This is a genomic window from Kluyvera intermedia (assembly GCF_034424175.1).
In the GTDB taxonomy this organism is placed as follows: Bacteria; Pseudomonadota; Gammaproteobacteria; order Enterobacterales; family Enterobacteriaceae; genus Kluyvera; species Kluyvera intermedia.
Genome location: NZ_CP139986.1, coordinates 775,155 through 795,263, shown reverse-complemented (window position 1 = coordinate 795,263; position 20,109 = coordinate 775,155). Strand labels below are relative to the sequence as shown.

At 49.7% G+C, this 20,109-nt stretch carries 21 protein-coding genes; 7 read left to right on the top strand and 14 right to left on the bottom strand.

What is annotated here, in order from left to right; translation table 11 throughout:
• Positions 1 to 3 precede the first annotated feature (3 nt).
• The 7 genes from U0026_RS03795 (at position 4) to U0026_RS03765 (ending at position 4,559) form a co-directional block, all read left to right on the top strand.
• Positions 4 to 1,392 (top strand): VasL domain-containing protein, encoded by a 1,389-nt coding sequence (locus U0026_RS03795; RefSeq protein WP_062776435.1) that lies wholly within the window; start codon positions 4 to 6, stop codon positions 1,390 to 1,392.
• Complete coding sequence (locus U0026_RS03790) at positions 1,385 to 1,864, top strand: Hcp family type VI secretion system effector (protein ID WP_062776433.1); 480 nt, start codon at positions 1,385 to 1,387, stop codon at positions 1,862 to 1,864. The genes U0026_RS03795 and U0026_RS03790 overlap by 8 nt, the downstream gene beginning before the upstream one ends.
• A gap of 25 nt (positions 1,865 to 1,889) precedes the next feature.
• Positions 1,890 to 2,774, top strand: a complete 885-nt coding sequence (locus U0026_RS03785) for a hypothetical protein (RefSeq protein WP_082806318.1) — start codon at positions 1,890 to 1,892, stop codon at positions 2,772 to 2,774.
• Positions 2,767 to 3,225 (top strand): lysozyme inhibitor LprI family protein, encoded by a 459-nt coding sequence (locus tag U0026_RS03780; protein ID WP_062776431.1) that lies wholly within the window; start codon positions 2,767 to 2,769, stop codon positions 3,223 to 3,225. The genes U0026_RS03785 and U0026_RS03780 overlap by 8 nt, the downstream gene beginning before the upstream one ends.
• 2 nt (positions 3,226 to 3,227) lie before the next feature.
• Positions 3,228 to 3,596 carry a hypothetical protein gene (locus U0026_RS03775; RefSeq protein WP_126440970.1) on the top strand — a complete coding sequence of 123 codons (369 nt, stop codon included), beginning with the start codon at positions 3,228 to 3,230 and terminating at the stop codon, positions 3,594 to 3,596.
• A gap of 261 nt (positions 3,597 to 3,857) precedes the next feature.
• Positions 3,858 to 4,175 (top strand): hypothetical protein, encoded by a 318-nt coding sequence (locus tag U0026_RS03770; protein ID WP_255265577.1) that lies wholly within the window; start codon positions 3,858 to 3,860, stop codon positions 4,173 to 4,175.
• Positions 4,176 to 4,184: 9 nt separating this feature from the next.
• Complete coding sequence (locus U0026_RS03765; protein ID WP_062776427.1) at positions 4,185 to 4,559, top strand: hypothetical protein; 375 nt, start codon at positions 4,185 to 4,187, stop codon at positions 4,557 to 4,559.
• A 234-nt stretch (positions 4,560 to 4,793) separates the two neighbouring features.
• Here the strand turns inward: U0026_RS03765 and U0026_RS03760 are convergent, their stop codons facing one another.
• From U0026_RS03760 to gss, 14 genes are all read right to left on the bottom strand, one after another.
• Positions 4,794 to 5,699, bottom strand: a complete 906-nt coding sequence (locus U0026_RS03760; RefSeq protein ID WP_062776464.1) for a fimbrial protein — start codon at positions 5,697 to 5,699, stop codon at positions 4,794 to 4,796.
• A 16-nt stretch (positions 5,700 to 5,715) separates the two neighbouring features.
• Positions 5,716 to 6,219, bottom strand: coding sequence for a type 1 fimbrial minor subunit FimG (gene fimG / locus U0026_RS03755; protein WP_062776425.1), 504 nt, complete (start codon positions 6,217 to 6,219; stop codon positions 5,716 to 5,718).
• Positions 6,220 to 6,231: 12 nt separating this feature from the next.
• The gene (gene fimF, locus U0026_RS03750) at positions 6,232 to 6,759 is read right to left on the bottom strand and encodes a type 1 fimbrial adaptor subunit FimF (RefSeq protein ID WP_062776423.1); all 528 of its coding nucleotides are present in this window, start codon (positions 6,757 to 6,759) and stop codon (positions 6,232 to 6,234) included.
• Between the two features lie 9 nt (positions 6,760 to 6,768).
• Complete coding sequence (locus U0026_RS03745) at positions 6,769 to 9,405, bottom strand: fimbrial biogenesis usher protein (RefSeq protein WP_062776421.1); 2,637 nt, start codon at positions 9,403 to 9,405, stop codon at positions 6,769 to 6,771.
• 72 nt (positions 9,406 to 9,477) lie between these two features.
• Entirely contained in the window at positions 9,478 to 10,182 is a 705-nt protein-coding gene (locus tag U0026_RS03740) for a fimbria/pilus periplasmic chaperone (RefSeq protein WP_062776419.1), read from the bottom strand.
• A gap of 60 nt (positions 10,183 to 10,242) precedes the next feature.
• Positions 10,243 to 10,779: a type 1 fimbrial minor subunit FimI gene (fimI, locus tag U0026_RS03735; protein WP_062776417.1), complete on the bottom strand. Its 537-nt coding sequence runs from the start codon at positions 10,777 to 10,779 to the stop codon at positions 10,243 to 10,245.
• Positions 10,780 to 10,847: 68 nt separating this feature from the next.
• A complete protein-coding gene (fimA, locus tag U0026_RS03730) occupies positions 10,848 to 11,399 on the bottom strand; it encodes a type 1 fimbrial major subunit FimA (RefSeq protein WP_062776415.1) in 552 nt (183 codons plus the stop codon).
• A 169-nt stretch (positions 11,400 to 11,568) separates the two neighbouring features.
• Complete coding sequence (locus tag U0026_RS03725) at positions 11,569 to 12,120, bottom strand: helix-turn-helix domain-containing protein (RefSeq protein ID WP_062776413.1); 552 nt, start codon at positions 12,118 to 12,120, stop codon at positions 11,569 to 11,571.
• Between the two features lie 649 nt (positions 12,121 to 12,769).
• Complete coding sequence (locus U0026_RS03720; protein ID WP_062776411.1) at positions 12,770 to 13,399, bottom strand: deoxynucleoside kinase; 630 nt, start codon at positions 13,397 to 13,399, stop codon at positions 12,770 to 12,772.
• Between the two features lie 21 nt (positions 13,400 to 13,420).
• The gene (locus tag U0026_RS03715; RefSeq protein ID WP_153742153.1) at positions 13,421 to 13,594 is read right to left on the bottom strand and encodes a hypothetical protein; all 174 of its coding nucleotides are present in this window, start codon (positions 13,592 to 13,594) and stop codon (positions 13,421 to 13,423) included.
• A gap of 57 nt (positions 13,595 to 13,651) precedes the next feature.
• The gene (locus U0026_RS03710; protein ID WP_062776410.1) at positions 13,652 to 13,993 is read right to left on the bottom strand and encodes a DUF1971 domain-containing protein; all 342 of its coding nucleotides are present in this window, start codon (positions 13,991 to 13,993) and stop codon (positions 13,652 to 13,654) included.
• A 190-nt stretch (positions 13,994 to 14,183) separates the two neighbouring features.
• Positions 14,184 to 16,472 (bottom strand): FdhF/YdeP family oxidoreductase, encoded by a 2,289-nt coding sequence (locus tag U0026_RS03705; protein WP_062776408.1) that lies wholly within the window; start codon positions 16,470 to 16,472, stop codon positions 14,184 to 14,186.
• A 429-nt stretch (positions 16,473 to 16,901) separates the two neighbouring features.
• Positions 16,902 to 18,083 carry an aminotransferase-like domain-containing protein gene (locus tag U0026_RS03700; RefSeq protein WP_062776407.1) on the bottom strand — a complete coding sequence of 394 codons (1,182 nt, stop codon included), beginning with the start codon at positions 18,081 to 18,083 and terminating at the stop codon, positions 16,902 to 16,904.
• A 96-nt stretch (positions 18,084 to 18,179) separates the two neighbouring features.
• Positions 18,180 to 20,045: a bifunctional glutathionylspermidine amidase/synthase gene (gss, locus tag U0026_RS03695; protein WP_062776406.1), complete on the bottom strand. Its 1,866-nt coding sequence runs from the start codon at positions 20,043 to 20,045 to the stop codon at positions 18,180 to 18,182.
• Between the last annotated feature and the right edge of the window lie 64 nt (positions 20,046 to 20,109).

Below are 20,109 nucleotides of genomic sequence, written 5' to 3'. Positions count from 1 at the left end.
AAAATGAGCAAGGACATACTCACACAAATTATTATTACCGGAAGCGATCCTCGTGGCCTGCCGGAATTCAGCGCCCTGCGGGAAGAGATCAATAAATCCTCTCACCCGTCGCAGCCAGAACTGAACTGGAAACTGGTGGAATCACTGGCGCTGGCGATTTTTAAAGCCAACGGTGTGGATCTACACACGGCCACCTATTACACCCTGGCGCGCACGCGCACGCACGGGCTGCCCGGATTTTGCGAAGGGGTGGAGCTGCTGGCGGCAATGATAAGTCACGACTGGGATAAATTCTGGCCGCAGGATGAACCAGCCCGTACCGGGATGCTTGACTGGCTCAATACCCGGACCGGTAATATTCTGCGCCAGCAACTATCCTTTTCAGATACTGACCTGCCGTTGCTATACCGGACTGAGTGCGCATTGCAGTTGATATGCGACAAACTCCAGCAGGTGGAACTGAAACGCCAGCCGCATGTAGAAAACCTGCTTTATTTTGTGCAGAACACGCGTAAACGACTTGAACCACAGCCGAAAAGCAGTGTGAGCACTCCGTCACAAGCCGCCGTCAGAACGTTGATATATGCCCCGGAGAGAAAACAGCCCGTCACGGAGGAAAGCATCCCACCCCTGCCCGACCTGCCAGAGATGACGGTGGAAGTCCACCATGTCACCACGGAGGATACGGCATCAGTAGCCAGCGCCACGTCAGGCTGGAACAGTATAGGATTTATGGTGGGAGTTGCCTGTACAACGGCCGTCGCTGCCGCACTCTGGTGGTGGCAGGTGTACCCGATGCAACAACAGTTGGCAGAGGTCAGGGATACGGCACAGGGCGCGGCAACGCTCTGGCTGGCTTCGCCTGAACTGGAAAGTTACGCACAACGGCTGCAACAGTTGCCTGACGCCTCACCGCTGCAACTACTGGAAACAGGTATGCAAATGGTGCGCACCGCAGACAGCCGCTGGCCTGAGAGTCTCCAACAGCAGCAGGTTACATCCCAGTGGGATGAAATCCTGAAAACGCGCGCACAAGGCAGCCCACAAATGCGTGGCTGGCAGCAGGCACGCCAGAATTTGCGCGACTTTGCCGATCTGATGATGAAAAGGGAGACAGAGAAACAGGGCTTTACCCTCTCCTATATCAAAACCGTCACCTGGCAGGCGGAACGACTGCTGAATCAGGAAACACCGCTGGAATCCCTGCTGACACAATTTCAGGATGCCAGGGCCCAGGGGCTGAACACGGAAGCCCTGGAAAAACAGATCAATGAACAACTGAATGGCGTATTAAGCCGCTGGCTACTGCTGAAAAACAATGCAGTTCCTGAGTCGGTAATTAATGCAAAAAATCCAAAACAATTGTTAATTCAAGGAGATTTACATGGCTAATTTAATCTATTTAACACTGAACGGTGAAAAGCAAGGATTGATTTCAGCAGGTTGCTGTTCACTTGACTCTATCGGGAATAAAGCACAATTACAGCACCTTGATAATATTATGGTATATGAACTGAATCATGGGTTAAGTCGAGACCAAAATGTCAATCATCATTCAGTTACGATTAAAAAACCTGTCGACAAATCATCTCCTTTGCTAGGAAAAGCAATTAATGACAATGAGATATTGACCTGTACTTTTGATTTTTACCGAACCAATAGATTTGGTATTAATGAAAAATTTTACAAAATGGAATTAAAAAGCGCCAGAATAAGTGATATTAATTTAGCCGTTGCGCATGTAATAATTGATAGCGAAGCACAACCCCAGGAAAGTATTTCTTTTATATATGAATCAATCAACTGGGAGCACTGCATTGCCGGGACAAGTGCATACAGCTTATGGGATGAGAGGATCTTTTAATGAAATTTTTACACAAGGAGCACATATGACATTAAGGAGTAAAAGCCCGTTAAATGACTCTATTCACAAAGGCATTCCTGAAACTGAGCGACCTCAGAGGGATAAGCTGAATACTAATGCACCTGAAAGGAAATCATTAACTGATACTGATAAACTCAATATATGGAAAAAAATAAGAGAAGATGCCTATAAGGAAAAGAAAGAAAATTGGAATATATATGATAAATTTATTTTTCAAGTAATGTCTGAAATGAACAGGCATTTATCAAAATATCCTTCATATACTCGTCTGGACTGGCTATGGATAAAGGCGATGTTATGGACAGAAGGTGATGCAGATGGGCATAAATATGAATGGGAACACAAGCCATTACGCATTGGTGTTCCGGGAGATAAAGCTGCCCCAGTTGTAATAAATAGATCGGAGGCGGTGAAATTGGTTATTCCTTCTGGATCAACATGGCAAGGTATCACGTCAAGTAATCTGATAGCAGATCCACATATGAATATCAGAGCTGCAATTGTGTATTTAATGAATAGGTTGTCAAAATCGGATATTATTTCTGTAGATGATTCAAACGACAAAGCCCCTCATACTGTAAAAGTATCTGCTATTAAAGGTCATGGTACATTTTCCGATATAGTCAAAGACACAAATCAAATAGGCACCACAATGGATATTTTAATAAGGGAAAATCCTGGTGTGAACCCCAGTAAAGTTCATGATAGCCAAGAATTACGATACCGCAAGGGTAGTATGCAAAGAGCTATAATAGGATGGATATCGCCAATAACGGCTAACGTTATTGCAAAAAGTTATAACGGCGGAGGAGATTCTAAGTATGCAGAAAAATTGTCTTATGTATATGCATTATTTACCTCTGCAACAGGAAATAAAATCAATGATTAGTATTACACGGATTTTTCTAACATTAGCCACGTTGATAATTAGCATTTCCTCAATCCATAGAGCAAATGCAAATAATGCTTATTATCTCAGTAAGAAAAATTGTGAATCAGGGGAAGAGGCGGAACTTGTCGACTGCCTGAGAAATGAAGTCATTGAAAGCACTATAACGCTGAGAAAGGCCGAAGATAATATCAGATTTCGTATAAACAAATGGTCTGAAGTCAAAAGTGCAGCACTGGATGATGCTATCCCGATTGCACTTTACAGGCTGGATAAATCTATTCAAGAGTTTATTCGTTATCGTCTTGCTCAGTGCTCGTTTGCAGAATCATGGGGAAATGGTGTGGGTAGTTTTACTCGCATATATTCCTGTATGGCTGAACTAAACAGGCAAAGAGCCGAACAGTTAATACATGCTGATATTCCAGATTATACAGAGGATATAAAATAATCATGATCCGCTTACTGTTATTCTTTTTGCTTTTTATATGCAACTTATCATATTCACGCGATGAACCTGAATATCCCAAAACATATACTCCAGGAGAATATTATTATTTATCTTCTAAAATACCAAAAGAAGTTCGTCAAGTAAGCTTATATACTGATTATTGTATTATTTACCTATCCTTTTCATTAACCAAAAACTCAGATATGGATGATACTGTAGAAAATATACATAAATACTGTGCAAACTTAGACACATGGAACAGTAAACTGAAGATAAAGTATACTAATAACCATGAGGCCTTACTAATATTGACTATGACAGATGATGCTACTTTTCTTTATCATGACTATGAAGATAAAACTGTTAAATAGGGCATAAAGTTGCCGGAGAGCGACTACCAGATATTACTATAACAAGTCATCTTATAAAGGAAACTACAATAAACTATAATACTTACATATATTATCATTATTGCAAATGAAGGAAATAATTTTTAAGAATATGAATCAATGAACATAAAAAATCTTCTATTCATTTTATTTACATGCAATACCGCCAGCGCGCATGATATAAAATTATCTGAATGTTCCCACGAACAGCTAATACAGCAAGATAGAGTTTACTGGTGTCTTATGGACAAATATCAGCAGAGTTTGCTGGCGTTGAAGAAAGAGGAGGCCAGTGCAGAAAAAAGACTGAAGAAATATGATAAAGAAAGCGCGAGAGGGCATGATGAAGATGGTTCTATTGATTATGAACCTTATATTCATATAGCAAGAATCACATTCCCCGAGCTACATCGGTCTTTTATTCTTTATCGCGAACAACAATGCAAGTATGCCTCACAACGCGATAGAGCCCTTCCAGGGTATCGCTCCTCAATTTCTGCATTGTACTGTAAAACCAATATAAACATGTCACAAACACAATGGATAAAAGACACTATCTAGGATAAGTAGATGAATAACATATGTATATTAAAAATGGTTTTAATGGCATTATTTACTTTCCACTTCAGTTCATTATTTGCAAAAGATGAAGACAAAATTATCATCAGTAAAATGCCGCAAGATCTACAGGACTTTTTTGAGACTGCAGAGGCTTGTGAGGGGTGGGTAAGTAACTTTGATCCACGCTTAGATAAAATAACTTACAGCATTGTTGAGGGTGCTATTAAAGAAAGTTGCTCAGATATCGAAACAAAATTATCTACAATTAAGATAGAATACAAAAACAACAAAGATTACTCGGCAAGATTAACGGTCTATGATGACACCATTATAATATATGATGAGTATGAACGTAGTCTGCACCACGTCGGGGCGGAACAGTAAATGTACCCAACTTACCGTAACGATCTAGAGAATCTTGAGCCTATATTACTTAGCACCAAAACGCAGTACGTCTCCAACAAGAGACTATAAGAATGATCATCCCGGCACCTGATTTTGTAAGTGCCGGGAGAAAATTCTGCGAATATTAGCGCACAACAAGCCGCTTTCAGGAAAAAACCTAAGGGGATTTTTTCAGGAGTTAGCCTCGTAAAAGAAAAGCGTTAAAGGTTTTCATCACTGATAAACAAACGTCACCCCAATAATCGACTGTACATTCCCCGCCGTCACCTGCCCCTGCGTCCGCGCATAGTTCGCCGTTAATCCCAGGCTGACCGCTGACGTTCCCACAGCCCCCAGCGACACCGTGCTGTTGGCTGGCACAACAGCACCGTTACGCATCATCTGTACACCGATACCTTGTGCCGGTGAGGCTGAGGCGGTGTTGGTGAAGATGGAATTGGCCGAATCCGCCGTCGTTCCTGAAAGGTAATACGCTAACTTCTGAGTCTGCGCACAATAGACCGTCAGTGGAACCCCTATCGAGCCGGGATAATCCGGCAGCGTCACCGTCACGTTTCGCGCGGACACATCGCAGCCACCGGTAGGAATGACCACGTTATTGTTGGCGTAGATATTCCACACGAACTGATAGTCATCATTGTTTTTATTGTTGGTCTGACGAAGGATTAAAATGGCAATAAGCGTCCCAGAGGTAATAGCAATACCCCCCGCTGAGCTGATGGGCGTCAGATAGAGTGCGGCAGGCCAAGGCTTATTTGTTTTCGAATCGTAGATCATTCGCGCCGTTTCCGTAGTCGTCGGGAACGGGTAGCTCAAACCGTTGTACTTCACGGCGCCGCTAAAACTCGACAAGATGTCGCCATAGGCGGATCCGCGTTGAAGGGTCACGTAGTCGGTCATACCCTGCGGGTAGTCATTGTGGCAAAAAATCTGTGTCGATAGATCGACCACCAGGTTTTGGCCAACATTCACCTCAGGGGCAAGATCCACATACACATTCGCGCTGCCCCCACCAATCGGGATGGTCGCCCCCGCCGCCGTTTTACAGGCAAACGCCCAGACGTTGACCGACCAGCCCATCAGCAGCAGCGTGGTTAGCAGAGTTATCACTTTTTTCATCAACATTCTCTCCTGGTCAGGCGTAGGTATAGGTGACGTTAATCACCGCCTGAATGGTTCCCTGGGTCGCGCCGCCGTTCACCGACAAGGCTCTGACCTGCAATGGAAAATGGGCGGCCTGCGAGGCTTCATCTACCGTCACCGTCGTGGTACTTCCGGTGTTAAGGGTATTACCGCTGTCATCCTGAAGCTCAAGCTGGATATTTTTAGCGGTGCCCTGATTTTTGTAATAACCGGTGCTGTCAGCCGTGCCGCTAAAACTGGCGACAACCCGCGAAGTGCCGACCGGGCAATTACTCAGATCGAGCCCCACGGTATGCCATGCCGATGACGATCCGGCAGTGATCATGCTGAAGGTGTAGAGATCGCCCAGCTCCACCGCCGCATTCACGGTGGACACCGTACAGGGTTTGGCAACCACCTTACCGTTGACGGTAATGGTTACATCTGCGGCCTGTAAAACGGGGGAGAGAACGGCCAGCATTATCGCCAGTAGCCATCCAGTGCAGGTCGGTTTCATCAGAATCTCCGATTACTGAAATTCAAGGGTAAATGTTGCCGTCGCCCGGACATGGCCCGGCGTAACCGGAACCTGTGTTGCCATCAGGCGGGCATAAAAATTCAGCACGTTAGTCTGGCCGGGGGTCAACGTGGTCCAGGGAATGGCGGACGACACGGCATTCAGCGGCAACGAGGTCTGCTGGCCGTTGAGGATCTGGATCCCCATACCATCCGCCGCTGATACGCCGCTATCAAGCTTTAACAGACTGGTGTTATCGCTGTTACCGACACCGACAAAGCCGACCTTCACCGCCGTAACCGATCCCCCGCACGGCGAGAGGACGATACGAAACGGTACGGAAGGCGTCGTCGCCCCTACGCTGCTGAACTGCTTCGAGGCGTTATCCATCAGGTCGACGGTGAAATCTTTCGATTCCCCCGCCACGGCGCAGCCGTTGTCCCTGACGTAGCCGCTGATGGTGATGGTACTGTCCGCCGCCGAGGCATTAGCGGCCACCAGCGCAACGAGCGCCACCAGCAGATAAAAGAGTTTCATCATTCTCAATCCTTAGCGGCACTGGGCCGATAGCTGGGTCAGCAGCTGTTTCGCGTTCTCTTCAGGCAAGCGGTAGTTAGCCGTGCAGCTTGCGTCCTCACCCTCTCCCCATTTCACCCGCACGGTGCCCGACAGCGGCATACCGCTCAGGTAGACCTGACCGTTATCCGCCACGATGCTGCCGCTCTGGTTATCGTCAGAAGTGACCATCGCGCCAAACGGTACCGGTTTGCCGTTGTGGGTGAGCGTCATCAGTAATTTCATCCCGACATGCGCTTTGAACTCCGCACGGACAATCGCACCGTGCGTCGGCACGACGCTGACCACCGCATCATCCAGATCGACATTGTCGGCTAGCGAATTGGTATCCAGAGCGACTCGGTTTTCCCGGTATTCCGTGGCGTAAGGCAGCACGGCATACCCGCGCCAGTCGGTCCGCACGCCGGTTTGGTTTTCCACTTTCGTGCCTTCAGCACCCGGCGCTTTCACCAGTACCACCGTATCGTTGAGCGGTTGCCCCAGCGTGATACCGTTGGCATGCGCCAGCACGCCGCCGCTCATTCCGTAATAGAATTGCTTCATGTTGTCACTGTGGCTGTAACCGGCATTGGCATTACCGTAGTCGCCACGATAGTTGAGCGCGGCATAGCCCGTGCCGCCGTTATTGCCTTCTCCGCCGCCCGCATAACCGGTCTGTACGCTATAGCTCAGGTTGTTGTCATCGAGCAACGTGCCGTACAGCCCCGCCAGATTGGTCATCCGGCCCTTAAGGTCATTGGAAGCGCTGTAACTTGCGCTCGCATGACGCCAGACGGAGGTATTATCGGAACGCAGCCAGTGGCTAAACGGAATATTCACGTTAACCGCCAGCATCTGATCGCGCCCTTCCTGCCAGGCGTTTTTGGTCAGGCTGTAGCTGACCGTCCAGTTGATATCATCAACCGCGGTGTTTAGCCCCACCTGGAGTTGTTCGTCGGCGCTGCCGCTGTTCCAGTAGGTTTGGTGGCTGCCGCTAACATACAGGGTGGCGGTACGACCTAACTGTTGCGTCACGCTGACCTGCATTCTGCCGCGCTTGCTGTAGGCCAGGTTGTAGTAGTCAGTGAATTTCGGCTCAACCTGAATCACCCCATCCTGGGTTTCCACGTTATAGCCGCTCATCCGGCTGTAGGTGGTGTCCGCAAAGCTGAAATAACCGCGCGTGGAGTAGCGATAGCCCACCAACTGGATGTTGGTACCCAGCTCGCTCAGCGATTTGTTATACAGAAAACGCACCGATTGCCCCTGGTGCTTACTGTCATCAGGCAGCGTGGCGTTGGCCTGGGTGACGTCGACGGAAAGCGCGCCAAAATCGCCCATATTTTTCCCCACGCCCAAGTTGAAGGCGCGGTAGCGATCCGCCAGTTGCGTACCGCCGTAAAGCGTCCAGCCCGCCGGAAGCCCGTGCAGTAAGGTGCTTTGGAAGAATGAAGGTTCTTCTTGCTGATCGTTACCGCTGCGGTACTCACCGGCAGTAAGTGCATAGCGAGTATGGCCCTCACGTTGCAGTACTGGCACCGAGGAGTAAGGCACGGTGAAATTCTGGCTGCTGCCGTCCACTTCTTTAATGGTGACCTGGAGATCGCCGCCGTTACCTGCGGAATAGAGATCATTAATGGTGAATGGTCCAGGCGGCACCGTGCTGTGATAGATCTCATAACCGTTTTGTTTGACCGATACCTGCGCCGTCCCTTTGGCAATACCGTGGATCACCGGCGCAAAGCCTTTCTGGCTGTCCGGCAGCATATTGTCATCGGAAGCAAGCTGCGCGCCACGGAAGTTAATACCGTCAAAAATGTCGCCATTGGTGTAGCTGTCGCCCAGCGTCAGACGCGAGCGCAATGGCGTGATATCACGCTCAAGCCAGGTGTTAACGTGCTGCCATTTGTTTTCATTACTTGAGGAACCGCCCCCGCTGCTGTAGCTCCAGGTAGTATTGTCGCGTAAACGCCACGCACCCAGATTTAGCCCGCTTTGCAGGTTCAAATAGGCATATTGGCTACTGCCACCGGTGCTATTCTGCACATTGTTACCGGTGAAGTTGTAGTTCAGGAGGCCCGCATTAATACCGTGATCCCACATTTCAGGTGGAATATAGCCACGCGCCTGATTGCCCATAAAGGCTTGCGGGATCGTGATATACAGCCGCTGCTGACCGACATCCAGCCGGAGAGTCGCATCCTTAATCATTTCCCGGATCGGGACACACGCATCCGATGCCAGCGCATTCATTCCGCCGATGGCGGCGGTGTTAAGCCCCATACTGGCGAGCTGTCCGCGCGTCAGGCATGGCATCAATCCTTGACCGTTTTCACCCGCACTGAAGGAGACGTCGCGGGTGGTCATGTAGCCGTCATTCAGGTAGATATCCACCCGATAGGTGCCCGGCGGCAATTCCTGCCCCTTTTCAAAACCAGAAAGATCCGCCACCGCGGCTGGATCATCAGCCAGGAAACGGGGGTTAAAATAGAGTTCGGCGTGTACAGGAAATGTGGATGGCGCCAGTAAACAGACAAGCAGGACGGGCGAAAATACGCCCGTCGAACGTGGTACTGAGTGCCGCATACGCAGGGACTCCAAACGGTCGAGTCCCAATTTCAGATATGACATAGTCCCTCCGGTTCGACATCGCCCGGCTGTCAGTTCTTATTTTATCCAGGGGTGTATTGGCTTCCCCGTTCCCTATTGCACAGCGCCTTTCATACGAGGGGTGAGCGCGCCATAATCATTAATGGTCTTGTAGGTAATCTCGCTACCCGCATCGGCAGGTAATTTGACGTTAACTTCACCCATTGGCGGAACCAGCGCATTGTCCAGCACCCGCGTACCGGCATTGAGTTCGGTCACCGTCAGGTAGTAAGGCGTTGGGTTGACGAGCGTTAATGTGCCCGCGCTACGGCGAAATGTGAGTTTTTCAGCGGCCTGGTCAGAAGACAGCGCCAGCTTAGCCGGACGGTAGTACAGCTTGATACGGCTGATAATCGCCAGCTGTAACGTGTTGTCGCCGAGCTTTGATTTATCCATTGAGGGAATGGCTTTTACGTTCATCCAGAACAGGCTTTCCCGGTCTTTCGGCAACTGGTTATTGGTCGCATCAAGAATGCGTAAGGTGTTCTCTTTTTTACCCTGCATCGCAAAAAGCGGCGGCGTCACCACAAAGCGACCGTCTTTAACGCCATCGGCATTTTCCACCCATGACTGAATGAGATAAGTACTGCTGTCGTCATTGTTCGTGACGCCCAGCTGAACCTGCTTTTGCCCTTCAGGATAAATAACGCGAGTCGCGCCCAGCGCAACACCCGCTTGCGCAGCAGGCATCATGCCAATAGTCGCAATCATCAGAACGCAGGCTAGCAAGCCGCGTATTTTTGTCCGTGTGTTGTTCATCTTTGCCCTTGTTGTACTCACCGTCATATCCTGTATTCGGTCTGTCTGCGGATGCATTGCTTATAGATAGGTCAACGAAAACCACGCCTGAGCGTTGGCCGTACCACCGGTGACCTGACGGTCAGTGGAGCGGTATTTCGCGACGAAATGCAGCGTAGTGGGGCCGTCATAAAGACGTGTCCAGCTCACCGGCTCGCGATTTAAAGGGATCAGGCTGCCATCGCTATTAAATAATGCGACACCTATCCCCGTGGCGATCCCTGCCCCTTCCCCCACGGAGAGGACGTCGGGATCTTTCCCATCGGCCACGCCGTTAAAGGTCACGCCCACGCGTTGACTGACCGTTGTGTCGCAGTCCAGAAGATGAATGGTAAAAGCCACCGGGCTTGCATCCTCTCCTGCTGCATGAAATCGATGGCTACTGATTTGCCCCATATTGACCGTCATTAAACGATCGCCTGCGTCTACGCTGCAGGCCTCGGCGATAATCTCGCCCTGAAATCGCATATTTCCGCCAGGCGTGGTGACATTCCAATGATTCCCCGCCAGTGCGATTGTCGGTAGTAGCAACATCAGCCCCGGTGTGACCCTTTGCATTGTTATCACCTCAGTTCCATCGCGGATAACGAGCCATCCTGGCTCATGCGGCGTCCTTGCCAGCGCTATTATTCGTACTGAACTTTAAAGGTCGCGTCAGCGTTTGCAGTACCTGCAGTTGCTGCGCCAGTTGCAAAGTAACGAGCCTGGAATGGAATGATGTTGGTGCCATCGTTCAGGGTCGTTGCTGCGCTGAAGGTTGCGCCATCAAGTGCCAGCGGAGTACCTTTGTTATCGAGGATCTGTACGCCAACGTTAGTTGCGCTACCTGCAGCAGAACTTTGCAGTGCCAGCACGGTGTTGTTGGTGGTATCAATTGCGGTACCGGAGAACGCAACGGATGCTTTAGTTGCCACGGTGGTATCACAATCATCCAGCTGGATGTTGAAACCGACGTTTGAGCTAGTGCTGCCAGCCGTTGCCAGTTTTGCTGAACGAACCTGACCCATCTGTACGGTCTGCTCTACTGAACCTGCGTCAACCGCACAGGCGGCATTCACAACTTCACCTTTAAAATGAACAGTACCGCCGTTAACCGTGGTGGTATCAGCCGCCAGCGCTGCTGCAGACGTCATGGACAGTGCTGAAATAACGATTAACGCAACTTTATTAATTCCCATAAAACTTACTCCTTATTAATTGAGAAACTATTCTCACTTTGTTAAAAACGATATTAATCACAGCCGCCAGATACGTTATCTGGCGTACTCGAACAGTCCTGACAAAAACACAATGGTCACCCGTGGATAAATCACAGGGCATCAGACAATAGTGTTCACCATCTCCGATTTAATTTGGAAATATCCTGATAAAATGACATTGCGACTGCGTTATTTCCTCGCAGCCCAAACATCTTTTTGTTTTTTGCATTAAATAATAAATATGCTTTTCGTTGAACCCTGCCATTTCATTTATTTGCGATACAGAATATCCCTCGCAGAGATAGCGAAAGACGGTGAGCTCTCGGTCAGAAAACTCTCGCTGATTAAAAATAGATTTACTGGCCTTTCTCATGCAGGCGTACAGCTCAGCAAAGCCTATCTTTTCATGAACAAGCCATGGAAAAGGTCCTTCAAAAGCATATCCAGAAGATACTTCCATCTTGGATAATAGTATAATCCGGCAGTGAGAATCAGGTGAAGCTAACAAACTCAGTATCCGGTGCCTTTCAACAACGTCAGAAATATAAAGAACAATCACATCACTGACAGATGTTCGTAAGTAACACTTCGACTTCAATTGCCAGGAATGAATCGTTGCTACATTCCTATCCTGGATAACTTCATCATCTTGCAACGCCAACAGGAAAAAACTGTTATCCGAGATAATACACTTCCTCATATATTACCCCAACGTCCAGGTCCGGTTTTCTTTATCTAATTCCCATGTTTCCTAGTGCTAAAGACCAACTGTCTGAATTCGGATTAATTATATACGCAGCCGATATATATCGTCAAAAACGATCAATTAATTACTATTGATAGTTATCATCTATTAGTTTTATGAATATAGATCGCCTTAATCGATCAATTGATTATTAAGAACAGGCAGATCAAGCAAATAGACAATCCGGTTTTAGGATTATTCTAAAAATAATAAATTCGTCGTATTGCTAAAGTTCCATGACCATTTGTAATGTTATGTAAAGATCATGCTTAATCTCATAATTTAACTTAATTTTCACATATCATTAAATTGATCTACATCAATTTATAAATCAAATAAATAAATTCAAGAATTGATCGTGATGAAATTTCCCTTGAATAATAATCATTTATAGGTAACGTCTTTTTAAGGGTAATACTTAATGAAAGGTAGGAGGATTGGTTTTAGCCCTTCAGCCAGGCACGGGTAAAAAATAATTGAGGGAGGCAAAGTAAGGGATAGGTGCCCCGATGATGATCATTTCCGGGGCCAGATAACCAAACGTTAACAGTGAGCGGAAAATAATAGCGCCTCATTACACGCTATAGCATACGTAATGCAAGAATTATCCGAGACTCAGCAGAACCGCATCAGCCAACGTTTGCGGGCAGGCGAATCCCGACTCAACCCGGCACGTCAGTAGCTTTGAGCCGTACTGTCGCGCGATCTGTGGCAAGCAGGCGTCATGGAATGCCTTAACGTCCTCAAAATATTCTCGCGTGTACTGACTTTCACCCGCCCGGCCACGTGCCATGCAGGCGTCATAGCAAGACTCCACGTCCCGGTCGATATAGACCACCAGATCGATCTGCGGATAGCTCTTCAGGTAATCCTTAATCTGATAAAAGTAGGACATATACCTGGCCGACGGCTGTTCTGTCATCAGAAAATTGACGTGGCAGAAAACAATATCGCTGAACAATGACCGTTCAATAACATAGTTACCGTCAGGGATCGCCTTTAAAAGCGCCTGTCGGCAATGGGTGATATAGAGCTGGAAAGCCACCCTGGCATCGGCGTCGGTCGGGTTTTCAACAAACACCTGTAGCAGCTCCAAAAATACCGGGTCTTCATCAACCGGTTCTTTTAAGACGCTCCAGTTAACCCCAGTACGGGCTGATAACGATGCGGCCAGTGGTTCAAGCAACGTGGTTTTCCCGGCGGCAATGTTAGCCTCAATAGACACGATTTTCATGGCAATATCCCTATGAATAAATTAGTTAACTGTCTCGCTCTTCGCGGAGTATTCGCCTTGGGTTAGCGGGCTTGAGGGCACCTCACAGGCGAGATATTCCTGGTATTCGGCAAAATGCAGTAATGACGGCTCAGCGCAAAGCTCGCGCTCGCCGTAGTCAACCAGGGTGGGAACGTGTCTGAAGAAATTGAACATGGCATTTTCACACTATCGGGAGAGGCTCCCCTATCAGCGGATAAGGGAGCGCGGGGCTTAGGCTTTTTTCGCGCTGTAGACTTCATCACCGGAGAAGGCCGGGTCAGCCCAGAAATTAATGTTGAACTGCGCATCGTCGGTCATCTCAATACGGTGCCAGTACTGTGGTGGACTGGTGGCAAAATTGCCCGCGTTTATCACCACTTTCACTTCCGGCTCTACGGCATGCTCATCGGCAAATCCGTAATAAGTCACAGTTCCTTCCATGACGCACAGCTGGCCAAAAACATTGGCGGCGGTGTTATGGTGACTCAGCAGCGCGGCTGGGACGTTTTCTTTGGTGAAAAATGGGGTTGAACGTTTGATTGTCCAGTTTTTGGGAATTCTTTGATGGCTCATATCGACCTCCGCTCTAAAAGATGCATTTAATATACATCTTTAAATTTCATCTGCAAACCGTTTTTGATAATAAATCTCATTATCAAATGTAATTACGGAAGATGGAGCTTCGGAAGCCGCAGACAGCTTGATAGATGTGCGCTACAGGCGGATCCTCTTTCAGGATCCACCCGCAGGCGAAACGGCAGGATTAGGCTTTGCGGATAATGACCGGTGCGCTTTTATAGGCAGGCGTCAGGCTTTGCGTGTCTACCGAATCCAGAGACAGCAGCACATTCGCTTCCGGCAGATAGGCACCAATGGAGCCCTCCGCCATACTGTAAACCACCACCGTCAGCCCATACATCACACGACTTGCGCTAGGTTGACCATCATCATCCAGGGCTTGAATGTTAATGACATCCCCTTCTACCAGGCCACGCGCCTCGGTTTCTGCCCTGCTCAGGAACACCACATCACGGCGTCCAGTAATACCGCGGTAGCGATCGTTCATGCCATAAATCGTGGTGTTGTACTGATCGTGGCTACGCAGCGTTGCCAGCACCAGCGCATCTGCAGGCTGTTTATCTCGTTCAACGGCATGTTGATGGCACACAACAAAGTTCGCCTTACCCGTCTTGGTTCGCCACTCGCGACGCGATGCAGGTGTATCCATGCGGAAACCGCCAGGTTCAGCAATGCGCGCGTTGTAATGGGCAAAAGCGGGCACCACATCGGCAATCGCATCACGAATAAGATCGTAATTGGCCGTCATCATTTCCCAGTTCACCGGGGAATCTGGCAAGGTCGCACGGGCCAGTTCGGCAACAATCGACGGTTCAGACTTAAGCCAGTCCGATGCCGGTTTCAGCGCACCGCAGGAGGCGTGTACCATCGACATAGAATCTTCAACGGTCACCGACTGAATGCCCGTCGCCTGCATATCGCGTTCCGTTCTGCCCAGCGCTGGCAGCAGGTAGTTGTGCTCTGCTAATAACAAATGCGAGCGGTTAAGTTTGGTCGCAACGTGCACCTGCAAATCTAGCTTTTTCATCGCTTCAAAGGTGCGCTGCGGCTGCGGCATCGCTACCGCGAGGTTACCGCCCATGCAGATAAGCGCTTTCGCCTCTTCACGTTCGATGGCACGAATACTCTCCACGCTTGAACGACCATGCTTGCGCGACACACTGATATTAAAGCGGGCTTCAAGACGCAGCAAAAACTCTTCGGATGCTGCTTCGTTAATCCCCACTGAGCGGTCGCCCTGCACGTTAGAGTGGCCTCGCAGCGGGCAGATACCGGCACCAGGCTTACCCATGTTGCCTTTCAGCAGTAGCAGGTTCACCAGTTGCTGAACGTTCTCGGTACCGTTTTTATGCTGGGTGATCCCCAGACCATAGCAAATGATGGTGGAGTTGGATTTATCGTAACGGTAGGCTAGATCTTCCATCTGGCTGCGCGTCAGGCCGGAGTCTTGCTCCAGATCCGACCAACTGCAACGATGCAGGGAGTCATACAGTTCCTGATAGCCATGGGTATGCTCAGCCAGAAACGCGCGGTCGAGGCACGGTTCCTGGCCAAGCAAGATTCTGGCTTCGTCCATTTCAATCAGCGCTTTCATCACCCCTTTGAGCAGTGACGCGTCGCCGCCCATTTTGACCTGGTAATAGTCATGGCTAAGAACGGTGGACTGCCCTTTAAGCATATCGGTTGGGCTTTGCGGGAAGCTAAAGCGTTCAAGCCCTCTCTCCGCCAGCGGGTTGATGGAGATGATACGCGCGCCGCGCTGTGCCACTTCACGCAGCGTGGTCAGCATGCGTGGATGGTTTGTTCCTGGATTATGCCCGATGCAAATCACCAGATCGCAGTGCTCAAAATCCTCTAACTCAACGGTGCCTTTACCCATACCAATCGCCTGAGTCAGTCCGGCGCTGGTTGGCCCATGACACATATTGGAGCAGTCGGGGAAGTTGCTGCTGCCATATTCACGGGCAAACAGCTGATAAAGGAACGCGGCTTCATTGGAGGTACGTCCGGAGGTATAAAACTCTACTCGTTCCGGGGAATCATAGCTGCGCAGACGCTCGCCGATTTCAGCAAATGCGACCTGCCATTCCACGGCCTGCCAGGTATCGCTCGCCCGGTCATATTTCATTGGATGCGTCAGGCGGCCAATATTTTCCAGCGCATAATCACTGTAATTCCACAGTTCAGCCACCGTATGCTGACGGAAAAACGCCGGTGAAGCTTTCTTACTGGTGGTTTCCCAGGAGACCGCTTTCACGCCGTTTTCGCACAGTTCCATCGGCGTACGGTGACTGGGGTCAGGCCACGCGCAGCCTGGGCAGTCAAAGCCTTTTACCTGGTTCATCCTGAACATGGCGATAATATCGCGCGCAACGGCCTTTTGTGAAAATACCGATGCCGTCACTGCTTTGACCGCACCCCATCCACCCGCAGGCCCTTGATAGCCGCTTATACCTGGAACACCATTATTCATTTTTACCGCTTATTCTGTACGCAATTTCAATGGTGAATACGGTAGCAATTTCCGAGGCCTAATGATTTCCTCTTCACGAGGTACGCGGCTTCTACGCTCAATGGGTTAGGGAATAGCGCCCTTCAGGTGGCATAAAGCAGACTCCCCCACAAAAAAATTGGGGTTGAACTGATGCGAACAACCTTTTATTTTCTTGTCTGATTTTTAACTGGACCCTGTGGTGTCGACGATGAACAAATCGAACACGTTAGTGAACAGCACAATAATAAGAAAAATAGGCTGAGGAATTTTTATGTGGTTATTTATTGGCACCCTCGCCGCCGTCTTTCTGGCGTCGCTGATGTTTGTCTGGCTTGACGATAGAATTGCTGACCCGGAATAAAACTCAGGGAGCGTTCCGCGCCAGGGAATGGCGCGGAACATGAAAGATTACAGTGACTTTGCCAGGCGTTCCACGGCGGTCATTAACCCTTCTTGCGACACGGTAGAGTAAGATAAACGCAGCGTGCGGGTATCCGGATTATCGTTATAGAACGCTTCACCCGGCACGTACACCACGCCATTCTCTAGCGTCTTTTTCATCCATGCCATGGTATCGAACGGATAGCGGAAGCGCGCCCACAGGAACATCCCGCCTTTTGGACGACTAAACTCCAGATGCTCACCCAGACGACTTTCCAGCGCATCGGCCAGCGCATTGCACTTCCTACGGTAATCTTCGCGAATAAGCGCAATCTGGTTCTCAAGGCGATTCATCGCCAGATATTCCGCCGTAATCACCTGCGACAGCATATTGGTATGCAGATCGGCAGCTTGCTTGACGATCACCGTCTGCTGCGCCAGCCAGTCCGGCATGACTATCCAGCCAATACGCATACCCGGGGCGAGGATTTTTGAGAAAGTAGAAGTGTAGACCACCTGATCTTCACAGCCCAACTCAACGGCGTGCTGATACAGCGGGCGCTGTACGTCATCGGTAAAGCTGATTTCACCGTACGGGTCATCTTCGATGATCACAAAATCATGCTGCTTCGCCAACTCAACCAGACGGCGTCGGCGGTCATCACTGAGAATTTTACCGCCTGGGTTACCAAAGGTTGGCACCAGGTAAACGGCTTTGACGGTCGTCGTTGCCAGCAGCTCAGCAAGCTGCTCCACCAGCATGCCATTCTCATCGGTATCAACGCTGAGGATATTGGCCTGCGCCAACTGGAAAACCTGTAATGCCGCCAGATAGGTCGGACGCTCAACCACGATAGCATCGCCCGGATCGAGCAGCGTGCGCGCAACAATATCCAAAGACTGCTGAGAGCCTGAGGTTATGTACACATGGCTTGCCTGACAAGCAACACCGCGCGCCTGACACAGCTCACTGACGGCCTGACGCAGCGGCGGGTAGCCTTCGGTCAAACCGTACTGGAACGCATCGTTGAAACGCTCGCTCATCACCTTCTGCACCGCCAGCTCCAGCCCTTCGGTATCAAAAAGCTCCGGGGCTGGAATACCGCCACCCAGAGAAATCACGCCGGGCAATTTACTGTGCTTTAAAAGTTCGCGAACGGCGGAGGGCTTAAGTTCACCCGCGCGGACGGCGAGTCGCCTGTCGTGCATAGTATTTTCCTTTTCTGTCTTGTTGTTGTGTTTGTTGCAGACTGCATATTTTACGTAGGCCGGATAAGGCGAAGCCGCCATCCGGCCTACAAACAGTTATTCGTTATCTTTTATGACGATCAGCGGTTCGATATCGCTCTCTTTTTTAATCACCAGAGAGTCATCGCCCCGCAGGCAGGTGCCGCCATAGTTACCGCCAACGGTAAATGTACATACCTGAATATATTTTCCTGCCACGTTTGGCAAGCACCAAAGTTGCTGGTAAATATTTTTTCGGTCAACAAACTTACCGCTGGTTTGAGTGAGCAGTTGATCGTGACCACTCACCAGATCGATATTGCTGCCGCAGCGCCCGGAAATTGGCTTAACGGCATAACCTGTTTTCGCCAGATGCTCGCTGACTTCAAAATCGGTATCCAGCAGGTACGGGTGGTTCGGGAACAACGACCACAGCACCGGCAGAATCGCTTTGTTGCCCGGGATCACCGTCCACAGCGGTTCAAAGACCATCACCTCTGGGCGCAGCAATACGTCAATCAGTCGCACTTCGTTATCGGGATGACCGGTACGAATCGGCACCGCCGCATATTCGTCTTCGCTGACTTCACGTACCTGTTCAATCGCCGTTTCCCACGCCCAGGTTTTCCACACGCAGTTCACCAGACGCCCGTCGCCATCAATCAACTGACCGGCAGCATCCCAACGCAGTTCGTCCAGACCATAGAGAATTTTGCTCTCAAAGCCCGCCTGGGTTAGCGCACGCTGCATAAATTGAGAGTGGTAATTCTCTTCCAGATCGTTGTCTTGCATGATGTGCACGAACGGTCTTGCCAGGCTGTGTTTCCATGCGCCCACCAGCTCACTGAGCAAATCTTCCGCCGGGTTATGACCGTCGCCGTGATAGCCGGTTTTCAACCACTGTTCGAGGATCAGCCCCCCTTCCGTATGACAAGAAGCAGAGTCGGCGTTGTACTCATAAACCTTCAGTCCGCGCTCATCCATGCAGAAATCCATGCGCCCGGTAATCATGTCGTGGCGGCGACGCTGCCAGGACAAACGTAGACGCGGCCAGAGGATTTTGGGGATGTCGAACAACGCCAGTAAGTTGTCGTCTCGCATGACTTTGTCGGTGGCGTGGAGATACATCAGATGCATCTCGTTGGTGGCTTTAATCAGCTCCTGCTCCGCACTTTCGGTCATGGTGAAATACTGATACGGGTCGCGATTGATCACATGACCGTTGGCATCGGCATAGGCTTTTTGCAGCGAATCGCGCTCATCCAGCCACTTGCCATCGAACTGGCCGTGATTCTCCAGACGCGCACTGCCAAGCTTCAGCGCTTCCCCGGCAATAGCGGGTTGCGGCAGGCTATAACGACCATCGTCAGTCTGGATCATCCAGCCAAGAATGGTGGTGTCATCAAAAGTGTCGTGCAAAATATAGTGACCGTCGTTGACCTCAAGGGTCAGCTCGCGCGTCCACTGTTGGCCTGCGGGCAGCGGGGAGTGCAGTACGTTTTGTTCTGCGATACGGACTTTGTTGCCAAGCAGTTGGGTGATGACCGCAACATGTCCGGTTTCGTTAAACTCACCGCCCTTCTGCCAGATAAGCAGCGAGCCGACGAGCGGCGGGCGGCGTGAACCGTTAGCAAATGCCTGGAGCGGGAGAATGGCGTCGTTCACCACCTGACGCAGATAGCGCAGCGAGAAAATCTCGTAGGCCATGCCGACATCGGTGAAAACAAATCCGTAGGTGATAAACAGGAAGCGGCGAGCAAACTCGACGCATTGCCACTTGTGGCCCATGTATTCGTTGTCGATATAGCTACGAAACGATGCGTCATCAGGCATGTCACCTGGTTTTAAGCTACTGTAATCTGAAGAGTAAATTGCTACGCCACCCGGCGCATACCCCAACAACGTGCCAAAGGGGGCGTCACTATTGGTACTTCCCGTGCTCATGAATCTTCCTCAAACATACCGTGCGGTTTTCTCACCCGTACGTTGAAATTAATTCCACAAAAGT

Coding starts and splice junctions, on each gene's coding strand:
- U0026_RS03775 (WP_126440970.1), top strand. CDS start 3,228: ATGATCCGCTTACTGTTATTCTTTTTGCTTTTTATATGCAACTTATCA.
- U0026_RS03745 (WP_062776421.1), bottom strand. CDS start 9,405: ATGTCATATCTGAAATTGGGACTCGACCGTTTGGAGTCCCTGCGTATG.
- fimI (WP_062776417.1), bottom strand. CDS start 10,779: ATGCAAAGGGTCACACCGGGGCTGATGTTGCTACTACCGACAATCGCA.
- U0026_RS03760 (WP_062776464.1), bottom strand. CDS start 5,699: ATGAAAAAAGTGATAACTCTGCTAACCACGCTGCTGCTGATGGGCTGG.
- gss (WP_062776406.1), bottom strand. CDS start 20,045: ATGAGCACGGGAAGTACCAATAGTGACGCCCCCTTTGGCACGTTGTTG.
- U0026_RS03725 (WP_062776413.1), bottom strand. CDS start 12,120: ATGAGGAAGTGTATTATCTCGGATAACAGTTTTTTCCTGTTGGCGTTG.
- U0026_RS03715 (WP_153742153.1), bottom strand. CDS start 13,594: ATGTTCAATTTCTTCAGACACGTTCCCACCCTGGTTGACTACGGCGAG.
- U0026_RS03795 (WP_062776435.1), top strand. CDS start 4: ATGAGCAAGGACATACTCACACAAATTATTATTACCGGAAGCGATCCT.
- U0026_RS03705 (WP_062776408.1), bottom strand. CDS start 16,472: ATGAATAATGGTGTTCCAGGTATAAGCGGCTATCAAGGGCCTGCGGGT.
- U0026_RS03790 (WP_062776433.1), top strand. CDS start 1,385: ATGGCTAATTTAATCTATTTAACACTGAACGGTGAAAAGCAAGGATTG.
- fimF (WP_062776423.1), bottom strand. CDS start 6,759: ATGATGAAACTCTTTTATCTGCTGGTGGCGCTCGTTGCGCTGGTGGCC.
- U0026_RS03780 (WP_062776431.1), top strand. CDS start 2,767: ATGATTAGTATTACACGGATTTTTCTAACATTAGCCACGTTGATAATT.
- fimA (WP_062776415.1), bottom strand. CDS start 11,399: ATGGGAATTAATAAAGTTGCGTTAATCGTTATTTCAGCACTGTCCATG.
- U0026_RS03785 (WP_082806318.1), top strand. CDS start 1,890: ATGACATTAAGGAGTAAAAGCCCGTTAAATGACTCTATTCACAAAGGC.
- U0026_RS03710 (WP_062776410.1), bottom strand. CDS start 13,993: ATGAGCCATCAAAGAATTCCCAAAAACTGGACAATCAAACGTTCAACC.
- U0026_RS03765 (WP_062776427.1), top strand. CDS start 4,185: ATGAATAACATATGTATATTAAAAATGGTTTTAATGGCATTATTTACT.
- U0026_RS03770 (WP_255265577.1), top strand. CDS start 3,858: ATGGACAAATATCAGCAGAGTTTGCTGGCGTTGAAGAAAGAGGAGGCC.
- U0026_RS03700 (WP_062776407.1), bottom strand. CDS start 18,083: ATGCACGACAGGCGACTCGCCGTCCGCGCGGGTGAACTTAAGCCCTCC.
- U0026_RS03720 (WP_062776411.1), bottom strand. CDS start 13,399: ATGAAAATCGTGTCTATTGAGGCTAACATTGCCGCCGGGAAAACCACG.
- U0026_RS03740 (WP_062776419.1), bottom strand. CDS start 10,182: ATGAACAACACACGGACAAAAATACGCGGCTTGCTAGCCTGCGTTCTG.
- fimG (WP_062776425.1), bottom strand. CDS start 6,219: ATGAAACCGACCTGCACTGGATGGCTACTGGCGATAATGCTGGCCGTT.